This window comes from Sphaerisporangium dianthi (assembly GCF_042654065.1).
In the GTDB taxonomy this organism is placed as follows: Bacteria; Actinomycetota; Actinomycetes; order Streptosporangiales; family Streptosporangiaceae; genus Sphaerisporangium; species Sphaerisporangium dianthi.
The window spans coordinates 158,361-181,328 of sequence record NZ_JBHSFP010000008.1; the positions used below are offsets into that span (position 1 = coordinate 158,361).

16 protein-coding genes and 1 pseudogene are annotated in these 22,968 nt (G+C 71.7%); 11 read left to right on the forward strand and 6 right to left on the reverse strand.

What is annotated here, in order from left to right; genetic code table 11:
* Positions 1-220 precede the first annotated feature (220 nt).
* The 5 genes from ACFO60_RS14755 to ACFO60_RS14775 all read left to right on the forward strand — a co-directional run bounded on the left by ACFO60_RS14755 (position 221) and on the right by ACFO60_RS14775 (position 8,615).
* Positions 221-2,572 carry an AAA family ATPase gene (locus tag ACFO60_RS14755; protein WP_380840754.1) on the forward strand — a complete coding sequence of 784 codons (2,352 nt, stop codon included), beginning with the start codon at positions 221-223 and terminating at the stop codon, positions 2,570-2,572.
* 201 nt (positions 2,573-2,773) lie between these two features.
* Entirely contained in the window at positions 2,774-3,757 is a 984-nt protein-coding gene (locus tag ACFO60_RS14760; RefSeq protein WP_380840755.1) for an ABC transporter permease, read from the forward strand.
* Positions 3,758-4,672: an ABC transporter permease gene (locus tag ACFO60_RS14765; protein WP_380840756.1), complete on the forward strand. Its 915-nt coding sequence runs from the start codon at positions 3,758-3,760 to the stop codon at positions 4,670-4,672.
* A gap of 89 nt (positions 4,673-4,761) precedes the next feature.
* Positions 4,762-6,867 (forward strand): dipeptide ABC transporter ATP-binding protein, encoded by a 2,106-nt coding sequence (locus tag ACFO60_RS14770; protein ID WP_380840904.1) that lies wholly within the window; start codon positions 4,762-4,764, stop codon positions 6,865-6,867.
* A 38-nt stretch (positions 6,868-6,905) separates the two neighbouring features.
* The gene (locus ACFO60_RS14775) at positions 6,906-8,615 is read left to right on the forward strand and encodes an ABC transporter family substrate-binding protein (protein ID WP_380840757.1); all 1,710 of its coding nucleotides are present in this window, start codon (positions 6,906-6,908) and stop codon (positions 8,613-8,615) included.
* Between the two features lie 18 nt (positions 8,616-8,633).
* Here ACFO60_RS14775 and ACFO60_RS14780 read toward each other — a convergent pair whose 3' ends face one another.
* A complete protein-coding gene (locus ACFO60_RS14780; RefSeq protein WP_380840905.1) occupies positions 8,634-10,409 on the reverse strand; it encodes a hypothetical protein in 1,776 nt (591 codons plus the stop codon).
* A gap of 146 nt (positions 10,410-10,555) precedes the next feature.
* On the reverse strand, positions 10,556-10,762 hold the full coding sequence (locus ACFO60_RS14785; protein WP_380840758.1) for a hypothetical protein: 207 nt from the start codon (positions 10,760-10,762) through the stop codon (positions 10,556-10,558).
* A 637-nt stretch (positions 10,763-11,399) separates the two neighbouring features.
* Between ACFO60_RS14785 and ACFO60_RS14790 the strand changes: the two are divergent.
* The 3 genes and pseudogenes from ACFO60_RS14790 (at position 11,400) to ACFO60_RS14800 (ending at position 16,695) form a co-directional block, all read left to right on the forward strand.
* A pseudogene (locus ACFO60_RS14790) lies at positions 11,400-13,498 on the forward strand (SpoIIE family protein phosphatase).
* A gap of 237 nt (positions 13,499-13,735) precedes the next feature.
* A complete protein-coding gene (locus tag ACFO60_RS14795; protein ID WP_380840759.1) occupies positions 13,736-15,451 on the forward strand; it encodes an RNA polymerase sigma factor in 1,716 nt (571 codons plus the stop codon).
* A gap of 269 nt (positions 15,452-15,720) precedes the next feature.
* Positions 15,721-16,695, forward strand: coding sequence for a hypothetical protein (locus tag ACFO60_RS14800; protein ID WP_380840760.1), 975 nt, complete (start codon positions 15,721-15,723; stop codon positions 16,693-16,695).
* Here ACFO60_RS14800 and yaaA read toward each other — a convergent pair.
* On the reverse strand, positions 16,682-17,446 hold the full coding sequence (yaaA, locus tag ACFO60_RS14805; protein WP_380840761.1) for a peroxide stress protein YaaA: 765 nt from the start codon (positions 17,444-17,446) through the stop codon (positions 16,682-16,684). The genes ACFO60_RS14800 and yaaA overlap by 14 nt on opposite strands.
* Positions 17,447-17,679: 233 nt before the next feature.
* Between yaaA and ACFO60_RS14810 the strand changes: the two genes are divergently transcribed.
* The gene (locus ACFO60_RS14810) at positions 17,680-18,417 is read left to right on the forward strand and encodes a GNAT family N-acetyltransferase (protein WP_380840763.1); all 738 of its coding nucleotides are present in this window, start codon (positions 17,680-17,682) and stop codon (positions 18,415-18,417) included.
* A gap of 125 nt (positions 18,418-18,542) precedes the next feature.
* Here ACFO60_RS14810 and ACFO60_RS14815 read toward each other — a convergent pair whose 3' ends face one another.
* A complete protein-coding gene (locus tag ACFO60_RS14815) occupies positions 18,543-18,770 on the reverse strand; it encodes a DUF7455 domain-containing protein (protein WP_380840764.1) in 228 nt (75 codons plus the stop codon).
* 243 nt (positions 18,771-19,013) lie between these two features.
* On the opposite strand from ACFO60_RS14815, the gene ACFO60_RS14820 reads away from it, so the two are divergent.
* A complete protein-coding gene (locus ACFO60_RS14820) occupies positions 19,014-21,086 on the forward strand; it encodes a DNA gyrase/topoisomerase IV subunit B (protein ID WP_380840765.1) in 2,073 nt (690 codons plus the stop codon).
* A 111-nt stretch (positions 21,087-21,197) separates the two neighbouring features.
* On the opposite strand, the gene ACFO60_RS14825 is transcribed toward ACFO60_RS14820, so the two are convergent.
* Positions 21,198-21,698 carry a beta-class carbonic anhydrase gene (locus ACFO60_RS14825; RefSeq protein WP_380840766.1) on the reverse strand — a complete coding sequence of 167 codons (501 nt, stop codon included), beginning with the start codon at positions 21,696-21,698 and terminating at the stop codon, positions 21,198-21,200.
* A gap of 140 nt (positions 21,699-21,838) precedes the next feature.
* Here ACFO60_RS14825 and ACFO60_RS14830 point away from each other — a divergent pair, with 140 nt between their 5' ends.
* Positions 21,839-22,168 carry a hypothetical protein gene (locus ACFO60_RS14830; protein WP_380840767.1) on the forward strand — a complete coding sequence of 110 codons (330 nt, stop codon included), beginning with the start codon at positions 21,839-21,841 and terminating at the stop codon, positions 22,166-22,168.
* 68 nt (positions 22,169-22,236) lie between these two features.
* Here the strand turns inward: ACFO60_RS14830 and ACFO60_RS14835 are convergent, their stop codons facing one another.
* The gene (locus ACFO60_RS14835; RefSeq protein ID WP_380840768.1) at positions 22,237-22,794 is read right to left on the reverse strand and encodes a thioredoxin family protein; all 558 of its coding nucleotides are present in this window, start codon (positions 22,792-22,794) and stop codon (positions 22,237-22,239) included.
* Positions 22,795-22,968: the final 174 nt, after the last annotated feature.

Sequence of the window (22,968 nt, forward strand, 5' to 3'; positions counted from 1 at the left end):
CCCCCCGGCGACGGCCCGCGCGCGACAAGCCCCGAGCGGCCGTTCGCGCGCGGCGCGGCGACGCGCCTTCGGCGGCGCATCGTGGGACGACCACGACGCGCCACCGGGGGCGCGTCGCCGTGCGCGGGCCGCCGATCGCGGCGCGTCGCGGCGGGCGCGGCGCGGGACGCGCGCCCGGAGCCCCGGTGCGGTATAACCGGGAGGCGACCGGGGAGGCAAAATGCGGGACTCCGACAGGGCCCGGCCGGCGGGGCGCGCCGCGGCCCGTGATGCGTTCGAGCACGTCCGGCTACGTTATTTCCAGCTCTCCCGTACGACGAGACGGGTCATCTTCGGCGCCGTCCTCGTCTGCGCCATCGTGCTCGCCGTCGTCCTCGGCGGGTCGCCGTTCTCCGCCTTCGTCACCACACTGTTACTCCTCGGCTACGCCGAGCTGACGCTCCGCTATCCCCGCGCCGCCGCGACCGTCCTGGTCGTGGTGGCATGGTCGTCCCTGATGGTGGTCGCCGCCGAGTACGTCCGCCCGCACACCCTGCTTCCCACCCTCTACATCCTGCTCGGGGTGCTGACCGGCGCGGCGGCCCATCTGATCAGGTGGGTGACGCCGTGGATCACCACCATGGCCGCCCTGGGCGCCGCGGCCATGGTCGGGCTGGCCGTCGCCACCTTCTCGGCGGACGCCGCCTGGGCGGCCTACGGCGTCGCCGCGGCCGTGCTGGTCTACCGCCTGGTGCAGGCGCGCCAGGTGCGCAGGCGGCTGGCCGCCGCGCCCGCCGAGACGCCAGGGAAGGCGCGCCAGCGCGTGCGTGACGGCGCGGGCGAGCGTGACGCCCCGGCCGAGCGCTCCGCGCCGCCGCCGCCGATCTCCGTCGACGACGCCCTCGGCGAGCTCGAAAGCATGATCGGCATGGAGCCGGTCAAAGAGCAGGTGCGCTCGATCGCGGCCTCCATCGAGGCGTCGCGGCTGCGCGCCGAGGCCGGGTACGCCACCGAGCAGCCCATGCGCCACTTCGTGTTCGTCGGCCCGCCCGGCACCGGCAAGACCACCGTGGCCCGCACCGTCGCGAAGATCTTCTACGCTTTCGGCCTGCTGGAGACGCCGTACGTCGTCGAGGCCCAGCGCGCCGACCTGGTCGGCGAGTACCTCGGCGCCACCGCGATCAAGACCAACGAGCTGATCGACCGGGCGCTCGGCGGCGTGCTGTTCATCGACGAGGCCTACAGCCTGGTCAACTCCGGCGAGGGCCAGCACGACCGGTTCGGCGCCGAGGCGGTGCAGACCCTGCTCAAGCGCGCCGAGGACGACCGCGACCGGCTCGTCATCATCCTGGCCGGCTACGAGAAAGAGACGGCCGCCTTCCTGACCTCCAATCCCGGCCTGTCCTCCCGCTTCGCGACCCGCGTCAAGTTCCCCACCTACTCGCCGGCCGAGCTGGTCAGCATCACCGAGCTGCTGCGGGCCCGGCGGGGCGAGCGCCTGACGGCCGACGCCCCGGCCGTGCTGCACAGGCTGTTCGAGGACGTCCACCGGCGCGGCCTGATCGACGAGCTCGGCAACGCCCGCTTCGCGCGCAGCCTGGTCGAGACCGCGGCCCAGGCCCGCGACGTGCGCGTGGTCGGGGCCGGAGGCTCGCCCAGCCGCGACGACCTGCTCACCACCACCACGGCCGACCTCACCAAGGCCTTCAACGAGATCACCGCCAGGTTCCGCGGCTACCAGGCCACCCCGAACCTTCCGGAGGCCCTCGCCGACCTCGACCGCATGGCGGGGCTGGAGCCGGTCAAACGCCAGGTGCGGGCCATCGCCGCCCAGCTCCGCGTCGCCCGCATGCGCCAGGAGCAGGGCCTGCCCGCGCCGCCGCAGATGCGCCACTTCGTGTTCGTCGGCCCGCCCGGCACCGGCAAGACCACCGTGGCGCGCGTGCTCGGCCGCATCTTCGCCGCGCTCGGCCTGCTGTCGCGCTCCGACGTGGTCGAGGCGTCCAGGGCCGACCTGGTCGGCCAGCACCTCGGCGCCACCGCGATCAAGACCAACGAGCTGGTCGACCGGGCGCTCGGCGGCGTGCTGTTCATCGACGAGGCCTACAGCCTGGTCAACAGCGGCTACCAGGGAGGCGACGCCTTCGGCGCGGAGGCCGTGCAGACTCTGCTCAAGCGCGCCGAGGACGACCGCGACCGCCTGGTCATCATCCTCGCCGGGTACGCCTCCGAGATGGAGCGCCTCCTGGCCACCAACCCGGGCCTGGCCAGCCGGTTCAACCAGCACGTGTCGTTCCCCTCCTACAGCCCGGCCGAACTGACCGAGATCGCGGCGCTGCTGGCCGAAGAGTCGGGCGACCGGTTCGACGACTCCGCGCGGCGCGATCTGGCCGACGTGTTCGCGTGGGTCTGCGCCGAGGGCCTGATCGACGACCTCGGCAACGGCCGCTTCGCCCGGTCGCTGTTCGAGCGCGCCGCGCTCGGCCGCGACGTCCGCCTCGCCGGGCGCGGCGGCACCGCCAGCGCCGAAGAGCTCACCACCATCACCAGCGCGGACGTGCGCACCGCCGTCGACGAGCTCGCCGACCGCTGACCGCCGGCGGGCGCCCCGCCGCGCCCGTCTCCGGCACGCCGTCACCGCCGCAGACGCTTCTTTGGGACGACACCTGGCCAGATTGACGACTTTCTTGTCACCGGACGGTTACGCCATGTAGCAGGATGGGCACGGAGGGACGCGGAACGGCCCTCTCGGTGCGCGATCCGGCGCGACTCGGCAGTCGGCGGAAGGGGGGCGATGGCGGGATTCCTGCTTCGCCGGTCGGTCAACTACGTGGTGCTGATCGCCGTGGCCGCTAGCCTGGCGTACCTTCTGGCCGCGACCGCGCTCGACCCGCGGTCCAACTACGAGGGCCGCAACCCGCGGCCGCCCGCCGCGGTCATCGACGGCCGCCTCGCCATGTACAACCTCGACGACCGCGCCCCGCTCTTCGAGCGCTACCTCGTCTGGGCCGGGGGAGTGCTGCGCGGCGACCTCGGCCGCACGTGGAACGGCGACCAGGTCGGCGCCCAGCTCGGGCGGCGCCTCGGCGTCACCCTGCGGCTGGTCGTGCTCGGCGTGGTGCTGGGCAGCGTCGCCGGGGTGCTCGTCGGCGCCTGCGCCGGCATCGGCCAGTACGGCTGGTTCGACCGCCTGTCCACCATCGCCTCCTTCACCGTGCTCGCGATCCCGACCGTCGTGCTGGCCAACATGCTGATCATCGGCGCCATCTGGCTGAACGACCACCTCGGCGTCCAGATGTTCCTGGTCAGCGGCGAGGCCACCCCGGGCCTGTCCGGCGGAGCCGGGGCGGGGCTGCTCGACCGCGTCAAGCACCTGGCCCTGCCGACGCTCTCGCTGGCGGTCGGCCAGATCGCCGTCTACAGCAGATACCAGCGCAACATGATGCTCGACGTGCTGGAGGCCGACTTCGTCCGCACGGCGATGGCCAAAGGGCTGCGCAGGCGCACCGCGCTCGTCAAGCACGCCCTGCGCACCGCCCTCATCCCCGCCGCGACGTACTTCGCCTTCACCTTCGGCGCGCTGCTGGTCGGCGCCACCATCACCGAGTCGGTCTTCGGCTGGCACGGCATGGGAGAGGAGCTCGTGGCCTCCATCCGCACCAACGACGTCAACACCGTCGCCGCGATCAGCTGCTTCGCGGCCCTGGCCGTGCTGACGGCCTCCCTGGCCGCAGACGTCCTGCACGCCGTCCTGGACCCCAGGGTGCGGGTGGGCTAGATGACGACGACGCTGCGCGAGGAGGACTTCGCCGAGGGCCAGGCCGGAGACGGGCGGGCGCCCGCGCCCTCCAGGGGCCGGGTGGTGGCCGGGCGGTTCTTCCGCGCCAGGCAGGGCTCGCTGGGCTTCGCGCTGCTGACGGCCATGTTCCTGCTCGCCTTCGCCGGGCCGAAGGCCTGCCGGTGGTCGGCCGCCGAGCTCGACTTCACGGCGTTCATGCAGCCGCCCTCGACCGCCCACTGGTTCGGCACCCTGCAGACCGGCGCCGACGTGTTCGCCGTCACCATGCGCGGCGCCCAGAAGTCACTGCTCGTCGGCCTGCTCGTCGCCGTGCTGTCGACCGGCCTGGCCGCCGTCGCCGGCTCGTTCGCCGGCTACTTCCTCGGCTGGACCGACCGCACGGTCATGTGGGTCGCCGACCTGCTCCTCGTCCTGCCCGCCTTCCTGATCCTCGCGGTCATGTCACCGCTGTTCACCGGCGGGCGGTGGGTGCTCTTCGTCGCCATGCTGGCGCTGTTCCTGTGGATGGTCACCTCCAAGATCGTGCGCGGCATGACCAGGGCGATCAAAGAACGCGAGTACATCAAGGCGGCGCGGTTCATGGGAGTGCCGTCCCACACGATCATCTTCCGGCACGTCATGCCGAACCTCGCGTCCCTGCTGATCGTGGACGCCACGCTCAACGTCAGCGCGGCCATCCTCACCGAGACGAGCCTGTCGTACTTCGGGTTCGGCATCCAGCCGCCGGACGTCTCCCTGGGCGGCCTGATCGCCGACGGGGCCAAGACGGCGCTGTACGCGCCCTGGACGTTCTGGTTCGCGGCAGGAGGGCTGATCATCACCATCCTGTCGGTCAACCTGGTCGGCGACTCGCTGCGCGACGCGTTCGACCCCGGCGCGAGGAGGTCCACGTGAGCGGCCGGGCACAGGGCGCGCGCGAGGCGGAGCCCGCCGTGGAAGCACGGGCGCGGGACGGGCGCGACGCGCGCGACGCGCGGCCCGCCGTGCGCGACCCCGCCCTCGCGGTGGACGACCCCGTCCTCGCGGTGCGAGAGCCGGTCCTCGCGGTGCGCGACCTGGAGGTGTCGTTCGGCGGCGCGCGCGTCGTCCGCGGGGTCGGCTACGACGTCGGCGCGGGCGAGGTGCTGGGCATCGTCGGCGAGTCCGGCGCCGGCAAGTCGGCCGCCGCCCTGGCGGTCATGGGCCTGCTGCCCCGGCACGCCAAGGTGTCCGGCTCGGTGCGGCTGCACGGCCGCGAGCTGCTCGGCGCCTCCGAGAAGAGCCTGGCCGCCTTCCGGGGCCGCGCCATCTCTATGGTGTTCCAGGACCCGCTGTCGGCCATGACGCCCGTCTACCGCGTGGGCGACCAGATCGCCGAGGCCGTGCGCGTCCACCAGCGGATGAGCAGGCCGCGGGCGGCCGAGCGCGCCGTCGAGCTGCTCGACCTCGTGGGCATCCCCAACGCCCGCCAGCGGGCCAGGGCGTTCCCGCACGAGTTCTCCGGCGGCATGCGGCAGCGGGCGATGATCGCGATGGCGATCGCCAACGACCCCGACGTCATCATCTGCGACGAGCCGACCACCGCCCTGGACGTCACGATCCAGGCCCAGGTGCTGGAGGTCCTCAAGAAGGCCAAGGGCGAGACCGGCGCCGCCATCGTCCTGATCACCCACGATCTCGGCGTCGTCGCGGGGTTCGCCGACCGGGTGCTGGTCATGTACGCGGGAAGGGAGGTCGAGTCCGGCGCCGTCCGCGACGTCTACCACCGCTCCCGCATGCCCTACACCGTGGGCCTGCTGGGCTCGGTGCCCCGGCTGGACATGGGCAGGCGGGTGCCGCTGACGCCGATCGAGGGCGCCCCTCCCAGCCCGTCCCGCCTTCCGCCCGGCTGCCCGTTCGAGCCGCGCTGCCCGATGGCCGTCCCCGCGTGCGCGCTGACCGAGCCCTCGCCGGCCCACGTCGGCCCCGGCCACCGCGCGGCCTGCCACCGCTCCCGCGAACTCCCCGTTCCGGCCGGGCCGCCGGAGGCGACGGCCGGGCCCCGCGACGCGCGCGGTGAACCCGCGCGGGAGGCCGCCGGGGCGACCCCGCCGGCCGCCAGGGACGAGCGGGCCGTGGTGCTGGAGGTCGGCGGCCTGGTGAAGCACCACCCGCTGATGAAGGGGGCCGTCTTCCGGCGGCGGGTCGGCACCGTCCGCGCCGTCGACGGCATCGGCTTCGACATCCGCGAGGGCGAGACGCTCGGCCTGGTCGGCGAGTCCGGCTGCGGCAAGACGACGGCGCTGATGGAGATCCTCGAGCTGGCACGGCCCGAGGCAGGGCGCGTCGTGGTGTTCGGCCGCGACACCGCGGCGCTGGCCCCGCGCGACCGCCTGGCCGTCCGGCGGCACCTGCAGGTGGTCTTCCAGGACCCGCTCGCCTCGCTCGACCCCCGCATGACCGTCCACGACATCGTCGCCGAGCCCCTGATCACTCACGGTCGCCGCGACACCGGCTCCCGGGTGCGGCGCCTGCTCGCGCTGGTCGGGCTCGACGCAGCCGACGCCGCCCGCTACCCGCGGGAATTCTCCGGCGGCCAGCGCCAGCGGGTCGCCATCGCCCGCGCCCTGGCCCTGGAACCACGCCTGATCGTGCTGGACGAACCGGTGTCCGCGCTCGACGTGTCGATCCAGGCGGGGGTGCTCAACCTCCTCGCCGATCTTCGGCGGCGCCTCGGTCTGTCCTATCTCTTCGTGGCCCACGACCTGGCCGTCGTCCGGCACATCGCCGACCGCGTGGCCGTGATGTACCTCGGCAGGATCGCCGAGATCGGCCAGGTTGACCTGGTGTACGGAGGGCCGGCGCATCCCTACACGCAGGCCCTGCTGTCCGCGGTCCCGATCCCCGACCCCGACGCCGAACGCGGGCGCCGCCGCATCCTGCTGGAAGGCGACCTCCCGAGCCCCGCCGACCCTCCCTCCGGTTGCCGGTTCCGCACGCGCTGCCCGAAGTTCGCGGCGCTCACCGGCCCGCCGCGGGCACGTTGCGTCGATGAGGAGCCCGAGGTCCGCCCGATGGGGGGCGACCACGGGGCCGCGTGCCACCACGCGCAGAGGTTCGGCGTCGTCTGAGGGCCGCGCCGGTTCGAAAAGTGAGATCTGGAGGAAAAGTGACCGGAGTTCGCAGGCGCGCGCTGGCCGCCGCCCTGGCCGTCGCGGTGCCGCTCACGGCCGCGGCCTGCGGGAGGGGGGCGAACGGCGGCCACGAGGGCGCCGGCGGCGCGCCCTCGTCGGTCAAGGCCTTCGACATCAACCCGATGCCGCGCGAGCGCGTCAGGGACGGCGGAACCCTGCGATGGGGGCTCACCGAGTTCCCCACGCAGTGGAACCTCAACCACATCGACGGCAACCTGGCCGAGGTCAAGAAGGTCATCGACGCGCTCATGCCCGCCGCCTTCCGCTCCGACGAGAAGGCCACCCCCACGCCGGACGCCGACTACGTGACCGACGCCCGGGTCACCGCGACCAACCCCCGCCAGGTCGTGACCTACACCCTCAACCGCAAGGCCCGGTGGTCGGACGGACGGCCGATCACCTGGCAGGACTACGAGTCCCAGTGGAAGGCCATGAACGGCCGCGATCCTGACTTCCACGTCCGCGCGACGACCGGCTACCAGGACATCGCGAGCGTCACCCGGGGCAAGGACGACTACGAGGTGCTGGTCGCCTTCCAGACCCCGTTCTCCGAGTGGCAGTCGCTGTTCTGGCCGCTGTACCCGAGGTCGTCGAACGCGACGCCCGACGCCTTCAACACCGGCTGGCTGAACCGCGTGCCGGTGACCGCTGGACCGTTCCGGTTCCACGCCTTCGACCAGACCGCCAAGACCGTCACGGTCGTCCGCGACGAGAGGTGGTGGGGAGACCGGGCCAAGCTCGACAAGATCATATACCGCTCGCTGGCGACGGACTCCCTCGTCGGGGCCTTCACGAACGGCGAAGTGGACGTCTTCGACATCGGGCCGTCCGCGCCCGACTTCGCCAGGGCCCGCAACGCCAGGGGAGCGGCCATCCGGCAGGCCGCGGGGCCCGACTTCCGGCATTTCACCTTCAACGCCGAAAGCCCTGTGCTGTCCGACATCAGGGTCCGCCAGGCGATCGTCCTCGGCCTGGACCGTTCCGCGATCACCCGGTCCGACCTTCAGGGGCTCGGCTGGAACGGTTCGCCACTGCACAACCACCTGTTCATGGACACCCAGGTCGGCTACCAGGACAACTCCGGCGAGCTCGGCAGGTACGACCCGGCGAAGGCCGAGCGACTGCTGGACGCCGCGGGCTGGCACCGGGCGAGCCCGACCCGGCGCAGGGCCGGCAAAGAGCTCGCCCTCCGCTTCGTCATCCCGTCGGGGCTGCAGCTCAGCAAGTCCGAGGCCCAGCTGGCGCAGGCGATGCTCCGGCGCATCGGCGTCACGGTGACCATCCAGTCGGTCCCCAGCGACGACTTCTTCGGAAAGTACGTCATCCCCGGCAACTTCGACATCGCGCCGTTCTCCTACATCGGCACGCCGTTCCCGGTCTCCAACAGCTACGGCATCTACGCCGACAAGGTCAAGGGGTCCGACGGCAAGGCGCGATGGAACGCCAACTTCGGCAGGTCGGGCAGCCCCGAGATCGACGCCGCGATGCGCAAGGCGTCCTCCGACCTCAACCCCGTGCGAGCGCGCCGCGACGCCAACGAGGCCGACGAACTGATCTGGCGCGAGGTCAACGTGCTGCCGTTGTACCAGCGCCCGCAGAACTGGGGCGTCAAGGCGACGCTCGCCAACATCGGCGCCCCCGGATTCCACACCCTCGACTACGCCGACATCGGCTTCACCCGCTGATCTGCGGGCCGCGCCGGGCTAGGCGGAGGGTTCGTCCGGAATGTCCGCTATGTCGTCCAGGGCGGCGGCCAGTTCGTCGGGGTGGTCGCCGATGCGCTCGGCGATCTCCATGAGGACGTGCAGCACGTCGTGCCGGTCGTGGCCGAGGTCGAGCAGGCGCTGGGCGGCCTCCCACATCTGCTCGGGCTCGCCGTCCCACAGCCGCTTTGCGATCTCTTCGTGCCAGGCCAGGTGCTCGGCGAAGTCGGGACGGTCACGCTCGGCCGCGTGGTCGATCTCGAGCAGGATGCGCCGGTCGGCGTCCTCCGACGGGCGCAGCCTCCACAGGTCGACGTCGCCGTGCGTGCCCTCCAGGAACGGGAAGGCGAAGGCCCTGCGCGCCAGCGCCGACAGGTCGCCGTCGGGCAGGAGACGTTCGACCAGGGAGCGGTCCAGGCCGAAGGTCGTGGGGTCGCGGTAAGCCTCGGTGAAGCGTCCTGTGGCCTCCCAGACGGCGTCCAGGGTCGCCCGCATGCCCTCCACGGGCAGCCCGGTCTTCGGGGCCGCGAACCGCACCCACGACAGCAGGACGTGCGGCATGGCCTCCTGATCGGCGGGGCTCAGCAGCACCTTGCGCGGCAGCCAGTCGAGCAGGAACGTCTCGCACTTGGTCGGGCTGACCCGCAGCGGGCGGTTGAAGTCCTGGTCGCACCCGTAGTCGATGATGTGGTCGGCGCACCGGGAGGCCGCCGAGGGGTCCGACAGGTGCTCGGCGGCGTCCGAGGCCAGGAACTCGGCCGCGAGCATCGCCCGGCGGTCGCGGCTGTAGGGGGCCTCGCTGAGCAGCGGGGCGGGGCGCTTGCGTCCCGGGGGAAGCGCCTTGATGCGCGCCCTGGCGAAGGCGTGGAAGGCGCTGTAGCCGTCGCTGACGAGCTGGGGCCCCTTGCGGCGGCCCAGCGACTCGGTGGTGGCCCTCATGGCGAACTCCAGCAGCGCCCTGGCCTGCTGGGGCTCGATCTCCTCGAAGCTCAGCATCGGATTGCCCGCGGCCTCGACGGCGGCCTTCTCCAGCAGTTCGTCCACCTGGGAGGACACCCACGCGTCCCGGGCCATGCCGCGCATGTTGTAGTCGACGACGACCACGAGCGCGTGCGCGTCCTCGGGGTGCTCAAGGGGACGGGCCTGCGCCCCCGGCGGCCGGGCGGGCGCCGAGGCGGTGACGCCCTGACCGGAGGCGGCCGGCGCGGGCGAGGCCGGGGAGCCCGGCCCGGGGGAGCCCGCGCCCTGGGAGGCGACGGCGGGCGCCGCCGCGGCGGCGCTCTGTGAGGAGGCGCCGGCGCCCTGCGCGGAGGAGGCGGCTCCGTGGGAGGCGACGCGAGCCGAGACCGACGGGGCCGAGGAGGCGCTGTCGCGGCCCTGGGCGGCCGGAACCGTCCCGCGGTAGGCGAAGGTGCACACGACGGTGTCCTGATCGCCGTAGGCGTCCCTGGAGACGTAGCAGCCGCGTGGTTTGACCGCTCCAACGCGCTCGGCCCAGCGAGGCCTCGCGACATCGGACTCCATGAGGGCCAGCGCGGCCCCCTCGGCCTTGGCGGCCTGCCGGGAGGTGCCGAGATAGGCGACGGCGACCAGCAGCGTCAGGGCGGCGGGCGTGCCGGCCTTGGCGGCGTAGTCGACCAGGCCCTCGCCGAGGAACTCCTCGACGTCGCCGCGGCGCAGCCGGTGGCCCCACCAGGAGCCCAGCATGTCGGAGACCATCAGCTCGGCGTCCAGCGGGGTGCGCACGGCGAGCAGCTCGCGGGCCGCCAAGAGCATTTCCGCGAACACGTCGTCCGGCGGCTGGGTCCCCCGGGGGTCTCGTCGTCGTCGGCGGCTCACTCCATTACCTTCTCGCATTCCGCGTCCGAAAGGTGCACGGAACGCCGCCTGGTGACCCCGCTGTTACCGTCAGGACCGGACCGTTATCCCGCCGACCCCGCGATCGTCAACGGCCGGGGCGCGCGCGTGCCGCCGCTTTCGGGCGGACCGACCAGAGGCGCCGAGCTCGCCACCGCGAGGAGGTGCTCGCGCGCGATGCGCTCGACCACGGCCGTGGTGACGTCGACGCCGAGGTGGGCGGCGCATGCCTGAACGTCCTCGACGCAGCGGTCCACGACTTCGACGGGCACGCCCAGGAACTCGTCCTGGAGTCGTGCGCTCAGAGGTCCTCCGCCCTCCGGCTCCGGAGAGCGCGCGTCGCGCGGCCCGGTCGCTCGCGGGTCGGTCGCTCGATGATCGGCGGTCCCTTCGGCGGAACGCGTTGCTAGAGCAGGCATGGGCGGTTTCGCATCCTCCCGTGAGCCGGGGGACATCCGTCCCCCGGACCAGTGCTCTGAGGGGGCGTGCGGTTCCCATTCCATCTCGTATCCCGGAGCTGTCAACCCCTGCCGCTGTAAGGGTTCGGCACATCGGGCACCCCAGAGCCGCTCCTGTGGGAAGCTGTCTTCGAGCGCGTCCGGCTTGCCGGGCGCGCCATGTGCCGTCGCGGCGCCTGGCGCCGCCGTCAGGGTTCGCGGATGCCGGAGGGGTGGAGGCTTGGCCGAGGTGGCGCAGACCGACCAGGCCACGATGCGCGTGGTGAGAAAGTCGGCCGATCTTGCTGCACACCACGGCGCGTTTTTGACAGGATGCGTTGACCGCATCGCGGCCGGGGCTTCCGTCCGCGCGTGCCCATCGCCGATGATGTAGTGCAGATTCTGCGTTACCAATCACAGTTATGGAGATGTGCCTCGTGGGAGACCCTGGCACGCGACGGAGGTGCCGACCATGAGCGCCGAAACCTCCGTGCCCCGTCCCCGGGAGTCGGGTGTGGACATCTCAGACCCCGCCCTGTTCCAGGGCCTACTGGCAGAGGCGCCGTTCGCCTTCGCGTTCTTCGACACGACCGGCAGGTTCCAACGGGTCAACCAGAGCTTCGCCGACGTCAGCGGGGTGGCCGCCGAAGAGCACGCCGGCCGTCCGGCGGCCGAGATCGTCTCCGCCGAGCTGTCGGCCCTCATCGAGGCCGCGCTGCGCAGGGTCGTCGAAGAGCACCACGCCGTCGTCAACGGTGATCAGCGCTACCGCAGCATGTCCTCCACGGGCGAGCTCCGCCACTGGAGCCTGTCGTTCTATCCGATCCACGGCGACAAGGGGGCGCTCGCCGGGGTGGCGATGTTCGGCGTGGACGTCACCGAGCGCCAGCTCGCCGAGGAGGAGCTGCGCCGCAGCGAAGAGCGCTATCGCTCGCTGGTCGAGTCCCAGCAGCAACTGGTGTGGATCGCCTCGCCCACCGGGGCCGTGATCGACGACGCCCCGCAGTGGCGGGCCATCACCGGTCAGAGCCTCGAAGAGTACCTGGCGTACGGCTGGCTGGAGGCCGTCCATCCCGACGACCGCCCGGCCGCCGAGGAGGCCTGGCGCGAGGCGCTGCGCGGCCGCACGCTCTTCGAGTGGAGCTACCGCGTCCGCACCCGCGCCAGCGGCTACCGCCACTTCGAGGTGCGGGCCGTCCCGATCATCCGCCATGGCCGGGTGGTCGAGTGGGTGGGCGCCAACAGCGACGTGACGCCTCAGCGTGAGGCCGAAGAGATGCGCGGGCGGCTGACCGACCAGCTCGGCGCCGCCGCGCTGCGAACGGCCCGTCTCCAGGGCGCCACCGCCCAGCTCGCCGAGGCCCTCACGGTCGAGCAGGTCGTCCAGGTCATCATCGATGTCGGCCGCACCGCGCTGGCCGCCGACAGGTCCGCCGTGGCGCTGCTCGACAGCGACCGCGCCGCGCTGAAGTTCACCAACAGCGGCGGCCTCCCCGATGTTCCCGGCGGGTCGGGCGAGGAGGTCCCGCTCTCGCAGACGAGCCTGATGACCATGGCCGTCAACAGCCGCAGGCCCGTGTTCGCCGAGTCGCCCGAGAGCCTCAAGGCCCAGCTCGTGGACGCCGGCGCCGACGAGGCCATGATCTCGGGGTTCCTCGCCGGCAGCGACGAGCGGGCGTGGGTCGGCCTTCCGCTGCTGGCGGCGGGACGGGCGCTCGGCGCGCTGAGGTTCGCCTTCACCCGCCCGCAGAAGATCTCCCAGGAGGACGGCGTCTTCCTGGAGGCCCTGGCCGGGCAGTGCGCCCTGGCGGTCGAGCGGGCCACGCTGTTCGAGCGCGAGCACCGCACGGCCGAGACCCTCCAGCGCAGTCTGCTGCCCGACCGTCTGCCGGTGATCCCCGGCCTGGTCCTGGCCCAGCGCTTCCGGTCCGGCAGCAGGCACGTCCAGGTCGGCGGCGACTGGTACGACGCGTTCGTCCTGCAGGACGCCCGGGTCGCGGCCGTCGTCGGCGACGTCATGGGCAAGGGCGTCAAGGCGGCGGCCGGCATGGGCCGCATCCGCAACGCCATGCGCGCGCTGGCCCTCACCAATCCGCCGCCCGCGGCCGTGCTCACCGGCCTTGACCGGGTGTTCGACGCCACCGAGGAGGAAGAGCAGGTCACACCCTGGCGTACATGGTCGTCGAGCCCGCCACAGGCGAGGGCACCCTGGCGCTGGCCGGCCACCCGCCGCCCCTGCTGGTGTCTCCGCAGGGCACGGCCGTGCTGTCGGACGGCGAGCCGGGCACGCCCCTCGGCTGGCCCACCACGCGCAAGCAGTTCCGGTTCTGCGTCCCGCCGGGGCACACGGCGGTGCTGTACTCCGACGGACTGGTCGAGAATCGCAAGCGCGGTCTGGACGCCGGACTCGCAGAACTTTCTTCTGTCGTCGCGGAGGCGCCCCCCGAGGTCCTAGGAAATCCTCATATGTTGCTTGACTTCCTGGTGGATCGCATGCTGGCGGGGTATGAGCAGGACGATGACGTCACGGTGCTCGCCGTCCACGTGCCGGCCACCACAAAGAGTGACTGAATGAAACAGTCATAAGGGTTGCTTTCGGGTATCGGTGGCCCGCTTCCGTACGCACTACTGTTCCGGTCGGCCTAGGGTGGAGGGCAACCGCTGTGAGGCGGCCGTATGGACTGCGGGGGCATGCCACAATGCTGGACAGGCACGTCGCGGTTCGCACGGCCCACCACCGAAAAGAAGCAAGAGCCCCTAGCGGGCACCTGGGTCCATTCTCACCATGCGTTCGTTCGAGAGGTGTTCGTGTCGCCTGCAAGTTCGACTCGCTCGAAGCCGTCTGAGCTGAACGAGCCCGTCATTCAGCGGCTCATCGAGCGTGGGCGCTCGCAGGGTTTCCTCGAGTCTGAGGATGTCCGCAAGGCCTTCGAGGAGGCGGACATCCCGATGTCGCACGCCGCGGTGTTTCTGCGGAACCTCAGCAAAGAGGGTGTGACCGTCGTGGTGACCGCTGCGGACTCGGCGGCGCCCAAGAGGTCTCGTGGCCCGGCCAAGCGTCGTACCGCCGCCCCCGTCAAGAAGACCAAGACCGCCACCGCGGCGGCCAAGGAGCAGCCCGATACCGTCACGGCCGTGGTGAGCGGTGCCGGGGGCGAGGCCGCGGCGGCCGGTGACAAGCCGGTCGCCAAGAAGCCCGTGGCCAAGAAGGCCGCGCCGGTCAAGAAGACCGAGACCGCCCCTGACGCTCCCGCCAAGGTCGCCACCCCTGCAGCCCTCGCCAAGAAGGCCAAGCCGGAGGTCGCCGTGCCCGCGTCGCCATCGCCCAAGATCGAAACAAAGCCCAAGGTCTCCTCCGAGGATGACGAGGATCTCGACATCGAGGGCGACCTCGAACTCGAGGACTTCGACATCGACGTCGAGGTGGACGCCGAAGCCGAGACCGACACCGAGGTCGAGGCGGCCGAGGTCGAGGCCGAGCCCGAGGCTGAGGCCGAGGTCGAAGTCGAGGAAGAGCCCAAGGCCGGCGTCGAGGTCCAGAGCGACGACGAGGTGCTCATCCTCTCCGATGACGACGACGACGCGCCGGTGGCGCAGGTCGCCGCCGCCGGAGCGACCGCCGACCCGGTGAAGGACTACCTCAAGCAGATCGGCAAGGTCCCGCTGCTCAACGCCGAGCAGGAGGTCGAGCTCGCCAAGCGCATCGAGGCCGGTCTGTTCGCCGAGGAGCAGCTGGCCAACGACGGCGAGCGCCTGCCCGTCGACGTCCGCGCCGAGCTCGAGTGGATCGCCGAGGACGGCCGCCGCGCCAAGAACCACCTGCTGGAGGCCAACCTCCGCCTGGTGGTCTCGCTGGCCAAGCGCTACACCGGCCGCGGCATGCTCTTCCTGGACCTGATCCAGGAGGGCAACCTGGGCCTGATCCGCGCGGTGGAGAAGTTCGACTACACCAAGGGTTACAAGTTCTCCACCTACGCCACGTGGTGGATCCGCCAGGCGATCACCCGGGCCATGGCCGACCAGGCCCGCACCATCCGCATCCCGGTGCACATGGTCGAGGTGATCAACAAGCTCGCCCGGGTCCAGCGGCAGATGCTGCAGGATCTCGGCCGTGAGCCGACCCCCGAGGAGCTCGCCCGCGAGCTCGACATGACCCCTGAGAAGGTCGTCGAGGTCCAGAAGTACGGGCGCGAGCCGATCTCCCTGCACACCCCCCTCGGCGAGGAGGGCGACAGCGAGTTCGGCGACCTCATCGAGGACTCCGAGGCGATCGTCCCCGCGGACGCCGTGAGCTTCACCCTGTTGCAGGAGCAGCTCCACTCGGTTCTCGACACGTTGTCGGAGCGCGAGGCGGGCGTGGTGTCGATGCGGTTCGGTCTCACCGACGGCCAGCCGAAGACGCTGGACGAGATCGGCAAGGTCTACGGGGTGACGCGCGAGCGCATCCGGCAGATCGAGTCCAAGACCATGTCCAAGCTGCGCCACCCGTCGCGCTCGCAGGTCCTGCGCGACTACCTCGACTGACGAGTCGTCACGGCTCCCGCCCGCGCAGGGCGGGGGCCGTCGCTCGTCCCGGGCGGAAGGCGCCTCGGCCGTGCCGAGCGTCCGAGACGCGCCGTCCGATGCTTCGCCACAGGGCGATCGGTGCGGTCCTTCGCGCGGGCCTCGCCGGCGCGCGGGCGTGTCGCACCCATTTCGGGCGGCCTTCTTCCATAGTGCGGCTATTCGCCGTTTACACACCCGTAACCCGCCGGTAGTAGCGCGCGTCTCGGGGGCTTCTAGGCTCACGCGCCATGGGTGTGATCGAAGTGGATCGGGCGCGTGCTCGGGGGCCACGACTGATCGCAAGCCGTCCCTGGGCGGACGCCGTGCTGGACGATGCGGTGACCGCCCTCGGGCGTGGGTACCTCGAACCTGCCATCCCCGCGCTGGTCGCGACCCGGGCTGATCCGGAGTCGCGCGCGATGCGGGTGGAGGCGCTGGCCAAGGCCGCCGTGGGTCTCACGGACGGCATCGAAGCCCTGATCGAGCGAGATCGGGTCAATCCCGATCTGTGGCTGTGGCTCGGCCGCGCGCGCGTCGAAGAGGCATGGGAGATCAAGCCGGACGTGCGGGCGCGTGCCGTGCAGGCCGACCGGCTGCGCATGTTCCACCAGGCCATGGAGTCGGCGCGAGCCCCGCTTCTCGCGGCGGCCCAGTTCATGCCCGCGGATCCCGCGCCCTGGGTGTCTCTGCTGTGGATGGCGCTGGCCCTGGAGCGCCCGCGGGAGGAGAAGGACTCCATCTGGGCCGAGGCCTGGCGCCGCCACCCCTCGTCGTACGCCGCCCACGTCGCGCGGCTGGTCACGCTCTCGCCCGGCTGGGGCGGCACGAGCCAGGAGATGTTCGACTTCGCCCGCGCCGCCGGCGCGGCGGCGCCCGACGGCGATCCTCTCTGGGCGCTGCTGCCGCTCGCGTACTTCGAGCACGTCGCGGGGGAGCGCTCGGGACGCTCGCGCGCGTGGGTCTCCTACGACGTGCAGCGGGAGATCAGCGCGGCGGCCGGGCGCTGGCACGTCAGCCGGGGCTCGCGGCCGCATCCGCGCGCTGTGGAGGCGCACAACGCCTTCGGGGCGGCCTTCTACCTCGCCGACATGCGGCGGCCTGCCAGAGGCCACCTGTCGCGCACGGGAGGCAGGCACAGCGACATGCCCTGGTCGCATCTGGGTGATCCGGCCAAGGAGTTCCACAAGGCGTGCTCGCGGCTGAATGTGATCACGAACGGATAACGACGTCGAGGACGCGGGGGCCGCCCTTCGGGGGTGCGGCGCCCAGCTCGGTGGCGTGGCCGAGGCCGGCCAGCACCTCGGCCAGCTCCTGCGGATCGCGCGGGTCCTCGCCGGACTCGACCAGCGAGCGGGCCACGGCACCGCGCGTCGCCTTGGCCATGTGGCTGACCACCGTGCGGGCGCCGGCCGACTCTCTGAGCACGCGCACCGTGACCGCGCGTGGGCCGGGCTGCCAGGCCTGCGCGTACGTCGAGGACCGCATGTCGACGATCATGCCCTTCCGGCCGTCCAGGACCTCCCTCAGGCTCGGGCGCCAGTAGGCCGCCAGACCGCCCAGAGGCGGCAGGCGCACGCCCATGGACAGGCGGTAGGGCGGCACGCGGTCGGTGAGCCGCAGCGCGCCCCACAGCCCCGAGAACACGATCACCCGGTTGTACGCGCGGCGGCGCGCCCGGGCGTCGAGCGAGGCGAGGCCGAGGTTGTCGTAGAGGACGCCGGTGTAGAGCCGCGACGCCGGCAGGGCGGCGGCGGCGCGGAGATCGCGGTTCCGGTCGAGCTCGCCGGCCTGGCCGGGGGACAGGCCCAGCACCGCCATCGCCTCCTGCGGCGGACCCTTGACCAGCCTGTCCAGCGCGTCGAGGACCTTCTCGCGGGCCGAGGTGAGCTCGGGGAAGGACAGGGCGCCGAGGTCCAGAGAGGGCCCGGCGCCGTGGGGGGCCTTTCCCTCGGATGGCGGCAGCAGGATGAGCACGGCTCCTGATCCTAGCCTCCCGCAGGTCAGCCGGGGTTTGCGGGCGGCGGGGCGGCGGCGGGGGCGCGGGCAGGCCGGGCCGTGAAGGGGACCGGCCCGCGATTGTGCGGTGAAGCGGCCCGACATCAGGGGTCCGCCTCCGCCGGGCCGGGGTGCGTGGCCCTCCGCCGTGAGGTGATCCGGTCGCGCGTGGGGATCCGGTCGCGGGGGGTGATCGGCTAGAGTTTGCGCTGATGAGCGGGGAACGAGTGGAGATCGAGACCCTTGTCCACCAGGCATGGCCCGCGCCGCACCAGGAGGCGATCGGCGGCTGGATCCTGCGCTACGCCGACGGCGTCACCAAACGCGCCAACTCCGTGCTCGCGTGGGGCGAGCCGGACAACCTGGATGAGGCGGTCGGCGCGGCCGAGAAGTTCTACGCCGAGCGCGGGCTGCCGTGCGTCTTCTCCATAGGCCCGCGCGCGACGTCCCGGCTCGACGCGTTCCTCGCCGATCGCGGGTACCGCCTGGTCGACCAGGCCCTGTACATGACCGCCCTGCTGGACGGCGAGACGCCCCGGCCCGCGCACCATGCGACGATCGCGGACGAGCCCTCCGGCGACTGGCTGGCGACGTGGTGGGAGGTGGACGGCCGCTTCGACCGGGGCCTCGAGACGGCCGAGCGCATCGCCCGCGGGGTGCCCGCGAGCTACGCCACCGTGGAGGAGGACGGCGCTCCGCTCGCCGTGGGACGCTCGGTGCTCCAGGACGGCATGCTGGGGATCTACTGCATGGCGACGGTGCCCGCCGCACGGCGGCGCGGCCTCGGGCGCAGCGTGCTGCGCGCCCTGCTGGCGCACGGCCGCGCACGCGGGGCCACCGGGGCGTACCTGGTGGTCCTGGCGCGCAACACCACGGCCATCGCCATGTACGCCGCCGAGGGCTTCACACCGGCCGGCCGCTACCACTATCGCGTGTCGACGCCGGCGTGAGGCGCCCTGACAGCGCGACGCGGCGAGGCCTGGGGAGGTGTCCGGGGGGACACCGCCTCAGATCGCCGCGTTCACGTTCTATGAGGTTGTGCTCGGTTATCTGGCTCAGAACGACGGGCCGGGGCTCATCGTTCGCTGGTGTTCGTAGAAGGGGTTTCGCTGAGGCGCGCCGACTCGTCCTGGATGTCGGCGCCCTTGTCGCGCAGAGCCGCAACGTGCCGACGCCCGTGGTGAGCGCAGAACAGTAGCTCCCCGCCCATGGGGAGGGACGCGCGGATGTACGCCTGGGCGCCGCATCGGTCGCAACGGTCGACGGCGGTCAGCGGCTTGGTGGGGGCGAGAGCTCCAGTCACGTATCGCCTTTCGGGTCACCCCACTGACGTGGGGATTTGGCGTCAGTCACTTGGCTCAACATCTAACCCGATGAGGACGTTCCCAATCGCCCCCCGGATACGCCGAGAGCAGAATGTGTCGTTAAGTGACGTGATTCGGCTGCGGGCTGACGCAGAACCCCCTGTTGATGGCACGCTTAGGCGCGCCGGACCATACGAAACGGTAGGCTACGCACACATGTTCGATGCTCAGTGGGAGTGGGAGTGACCGCAGTCAGCACAGAGACGGGCTACACGGCCCGTCATCTGTCGGTGCTGGAGGGCCTGGAGGCCGTCCGTAAGCGCCCCGGAATGTACATCGGGTCCACTGACAGCCGCGGTCTCATGCATTGCCTCTGGGAGATCGTGGACAACGCCGTCGACGAGGCCCTCGCCGGCTACTGCAAGCGCATCGAGGTCGAACTGTTCCCCGACGGGTCCACCGAGGTCCGCGACGACGGCCGCGGCATCCCGGTCGACATCGAGCCCAAGAGCGGCCTGGCCGGCGTCGAGCTCGTCTACACCAAGCTCCACGCGGGCGGCAAGTTCGGCGGCGGCTCCTATGGGGCCTCCGGCGGCCTGCACGGCGTCGGCGCCTCCGTCGTCAACGCCCTGTCCGCCCGTCTGGACGTCGAGGTCGACCGCGGCGGGCGCGTCCACGAGATCAGCTTCCGCCGCGGCGTTCCCGGCGTGTTCGACGGCGAGGGGCCCACCGCCAAGTTCAAGAAGAAGTCCGGCCTGCGCGACGGCGGGGCCCTGGGCCGCAAGGCCACCGGCACGCGCGTCCGCTGGTGGGTCGACAAGCAGATCTTCCTGCCCGAGGCCGAGGTCTCGCTGGACGAGATCCACGTCCGCGCCCGGCAGACCGCCTTCCTGGTTCCCGGCCTCACCATCGCCGTGCGCGACAGCCGGGGCGAAGAGCCGGTCGAAGAGGAGTTCCGCTTCGACGGCGGCATCTCCGAGTTCACCGAGTTCCTGGCCCGCGACGAGGCCGTCTGCGACGTCATGCGCCTGCAGGGCGTCGGCCACTTCCACGAGACCGTGCCCGTGCTCGACGAGCAGGGCCACATGACCTCCACCGAGGTCGAGCGCGAACTGACCGTCGACGTCGCCGTCCGCTGGGGCAAGGGCTACGAGACGACCGTGCGCTCCTTCGTGAACGTCATCGCCACGCCCAAGGGCGGCACCCACCTCAGCGGGTTCGAGCGGGCCCTGCACCGCACGATCAACGAGCAGCTCAGAGAGACCCGCCTGCTCAAGAACGGCGACGACCCGGTCACCAAGGAGGACCTCCTCGAGGGCCTCACCGCCGTCGTCACGGTCCGGGTGCCCGAGCCCCAGTTCGAGGGCCAGACCAAGGAGGTCCTCGGCACCTCCGCGGCAAGCCGCATCGTCTCCCACGTGGTCTCCCGCGAGCTGAAAGAGCTGTTCGGCAGCACCAAGCGTGCCCACAAGCTCCAGCTCAGGGCCGTCCTTGAGAAGATCGTCGCGGCGGCCAAGGCCCGCATCGCCGCCCGCGAGCACCGTGACAACCAGCGGCGCAAGAGCGCCCTTGAGAACTCCGCGCTGCCCGCCAAGCTGGTCGACTGCCGCAGCGACGACGTCGACCGCAGCGAGCTGTTCATCGTCGAGGGCGATTCGGCCCTCGGCACGGCCCGCGCCGCGCGCGACTCCGAGTTCCAGGCGCTGCTGCCCATCCGCGGCAAGATCTTGAACGTGCAGAAGGCCTCGGTGGCCGACATGCTCAAGAACGCCGAGTGCGCCGCGATCATCCAGGTCATCGGCGCCGGCTCGGGCCGTGGCTTCGACCTCGACGCCGCCCGCTACGGCAAGGTCATCCTGATGGCCGACGCCGACGTGGACGGCGCGCACATCCGCTGCCTGCTGCTCACCCTGTTCCACCGCTACATGCGTCCGATGGTCGAGGCGGGGCGCGTCTTCGCCGCCGTGCCGCCCCTGCACCGCATCGAGATCATCAACCCCGGCAAGGGCAAGGACAAGTTCGTCTACACCTACTCCGACGCCGAGCTGCACCGCGTCCTGCGCGATCTCGAGCGCCGGGGCAAGCGCTGGAAGGACCCGATCCAGCGCTACAAGGGCCTGGGCGAGATGGACGCCGACCAGCTGGCCGAGACCACCATGGAGCCGCGCCACCGCACCCTGCGCCGGGTCCGCATCGAGGACGTCGAGGCGGCCGAGCAGATCTTCTCGCTGCTCATGGGCAGCGACGTGGCCCCTCGCCGCGAGTTCATCGTCAGCAGCGCCGCCGAGGTCGACCGCGACGCCATCGACGCCTGAGGGCCGGCCTCGCCGGTGGCGGCGGGTGGCGCGGGCGTCGAGATCGCCGAGAACGACGTGAAGGCCGGGAGGCTCCTCCCGGCCTTCACGCTGCCCAGGCGGTGACGGCGGTCAGAGTTCGACCGGCATCAGTTTGCCGGTGTGGACGTCGTACACCGCTCCGCCGACGGCCAGGCGGTCCGGCAGGTACGGGTAGGTCCTGATGCGGATGATGTCGCGGCGCAGCGCCGCGTCCTGGTCGGGCACGGTGTGGAATTCCAGGCTGCGCGTGTCGACGCCGTACTGGCTGCCGATCAGGTCGTGGACGTCTTCGTCCGTCGACTTGGCCATCCGGCAGTCGGTGTGCGGCATCACCAGCACGCGGTCGACCCCGAGGAGGTACACCGCGAGGACGAGAGTCCGCAGGACGTCGTCGGTCACGCGTGCCCCCGCGTTGCGCAGGATCTTGGCGTCGCCGGCCGAGAGGCCGAGCAGGTTGAGCGGGTCGATCCGCGAGTCCATGCAGGTGACCACGGCGAGGCCGCGCTTGGCGCGTCCGGTCAGATCAGAGTGCTGGAAAGATCTGGCGAAGTCCTCGTTGGCGGTGAGCAGATCGTCGAAGGCTTCCGTCATGGAGCCAATATTCCCGGATGCCGATTTCGCGAATACCTGCGGGGGGCCTGTTAAGAGGGTTCGCAAAGATCCCACGATCACGCGTCACGATGAGTGATGATGTTGACACTCAAGGTGAAAGATCGTGGAGGGGCTTCGTTGTGGGGACGACCGATTCGCTCGCCGGCCATCTACGCGCGCGGGCCAGGTGGCGGCTCGACCGGGTCCAGACCCGTGACGGCGACTGGAACGCGCGCTGCGCGCTCGCCCTGCTCGACGCCGCGGCCTACACGCAGGCCCTTCCCGCCGACGACCCGCTGATCACCGCTCTGGAGGACTCCGGCTGCTTCGGCGCGTACGGCTGCGGCGACTTCGAGCCGGGGGAGGCGGTGGCCAAACTCATCGACTCCTGGCACGACGGCGACCCCTGGGAGCTCCTGACGGCCATCCCCGCGGCCGCCAGAGCCGACGGCCTGCCCTCGCCCCGCTGACCGGCCCGCCGCGCCCGTCGTCCACCAGCCGGGGCCGGAGACCTGAGCGCCGGTCTCGTCCGGTCGCGCTAGTCGTTTCCCGGCTTCCACTTGATGCCGCAGCCGAGGCTGGGGTTCTGCGGGCCGGGAACCGGCTGCCCGGCGAGCACGGCGTCGATCGCCCGGCGCAGCGTCGAGCCGGTCACCGGCACCTGGTTGGACGGCCGCGCGTCGTCGAACTCACCCCGGTAGGCCAGGCGGCGGTCGGCGTCGTAGAGGAAGAAGTCCGGCGTGCAGGCCGCGTGGTAGGCCTTGGCCACGTCCTGCGGCTCGTCGATGAGGTAGGGGAAGTCGAAGCCGGCGCGCCCGGCCTGCTCGGCCAGGTGGCCGGCGTCGTCGTCGGGATAGTTGACGACGTCGTTGCTGCAGATCGCGACCGTGGTGACCCGCCCGCGATAGTCGGCGGCCAGCGCGCCGATGCCCTGCTCGATGCGGCGGACGTACGGGCAGTGGTTGGACAGGAAGATCACCAGGGTCGCCGGGGTGCGCTCGAGCTCGGCGAGCGACACGCGGCCACCGCCGACGGACGGAAGGTCGAACTCAGGGGCGGCGGTGCCCAGCGGCACCATGAACGATGTGACGGCCATGCCGCCATTCTCTCCCACCGCCGGCCGCTGGCCGCCGGATGGCCGGGGCGTGCGCCACCGTCGACCAGGTGGCCCGGGTCCGTTTCGGGGCAGGGCGCTCGGGTAAGCGGTGGTCCGGCCATGCTCGTGCGGGGCGGGCCGGCGCACGAAATAGAGAGGCCATCTTGTGCGACA

Coding starts and splice junctions, on each gene's coding strand:
- ACFO60_RS14760 (WP_380840755.1), top strand. CDS start 2,774: ATGGCGGGATTCCTGCTTCGCCGGTCGGTCAACTACGTGGTGCTGATC.
- ACFO60_RS14765 (WP_380840756.1), top strand. CDS start 3,758: ATGACGACGACGCTGCGCGAGGAGGACTTCGCCGAGGGCCAGGCCGGA.
- ACFO60_RS14810 (WP_380840763.1), top strand. CDS start 17,680: ATGAGCGGGGAACGAGTGGAGATCGAGACCCTTGTCCACCAGGCATGG.
- ACFO60_RS14800 (WP_380840760.1), top strand. CDS start 15,721: ATGGGTGTGATCGAAGTGGATCGGGCGCGTGCTCGGGGGCCACGACTG.
- ACFO60_RS14835 (WP_380840768.1), bottom strand. CDS start 22,794: ATGGCCGTCACATCGTTCATGGTGCCGCTGGGCACCGCCGCCCCTGAG.
- ACFO60_RS14780 (WP_380840905.1), bottom strand. CDS start 10,409: ATGCTCTTGGCGGCCCGCGAGCTGCTCGCCGTGCGCACCCCGCTGGAC.
- ACFO60_RS14825 (WP_380840766.1), bottom strand. CDS start 21,698: ATGACGGAAGCCTTCGACGATCTGCTCACCGCCAACGAGGACTTCGCC.
- ACFO60_RS14755 (WP_380840754.1), top strand. CDS start 221: ATGCGGGACTCCGACAGGGCCCGGCCGGCGGGGCGCGCCGCGGCCCGT.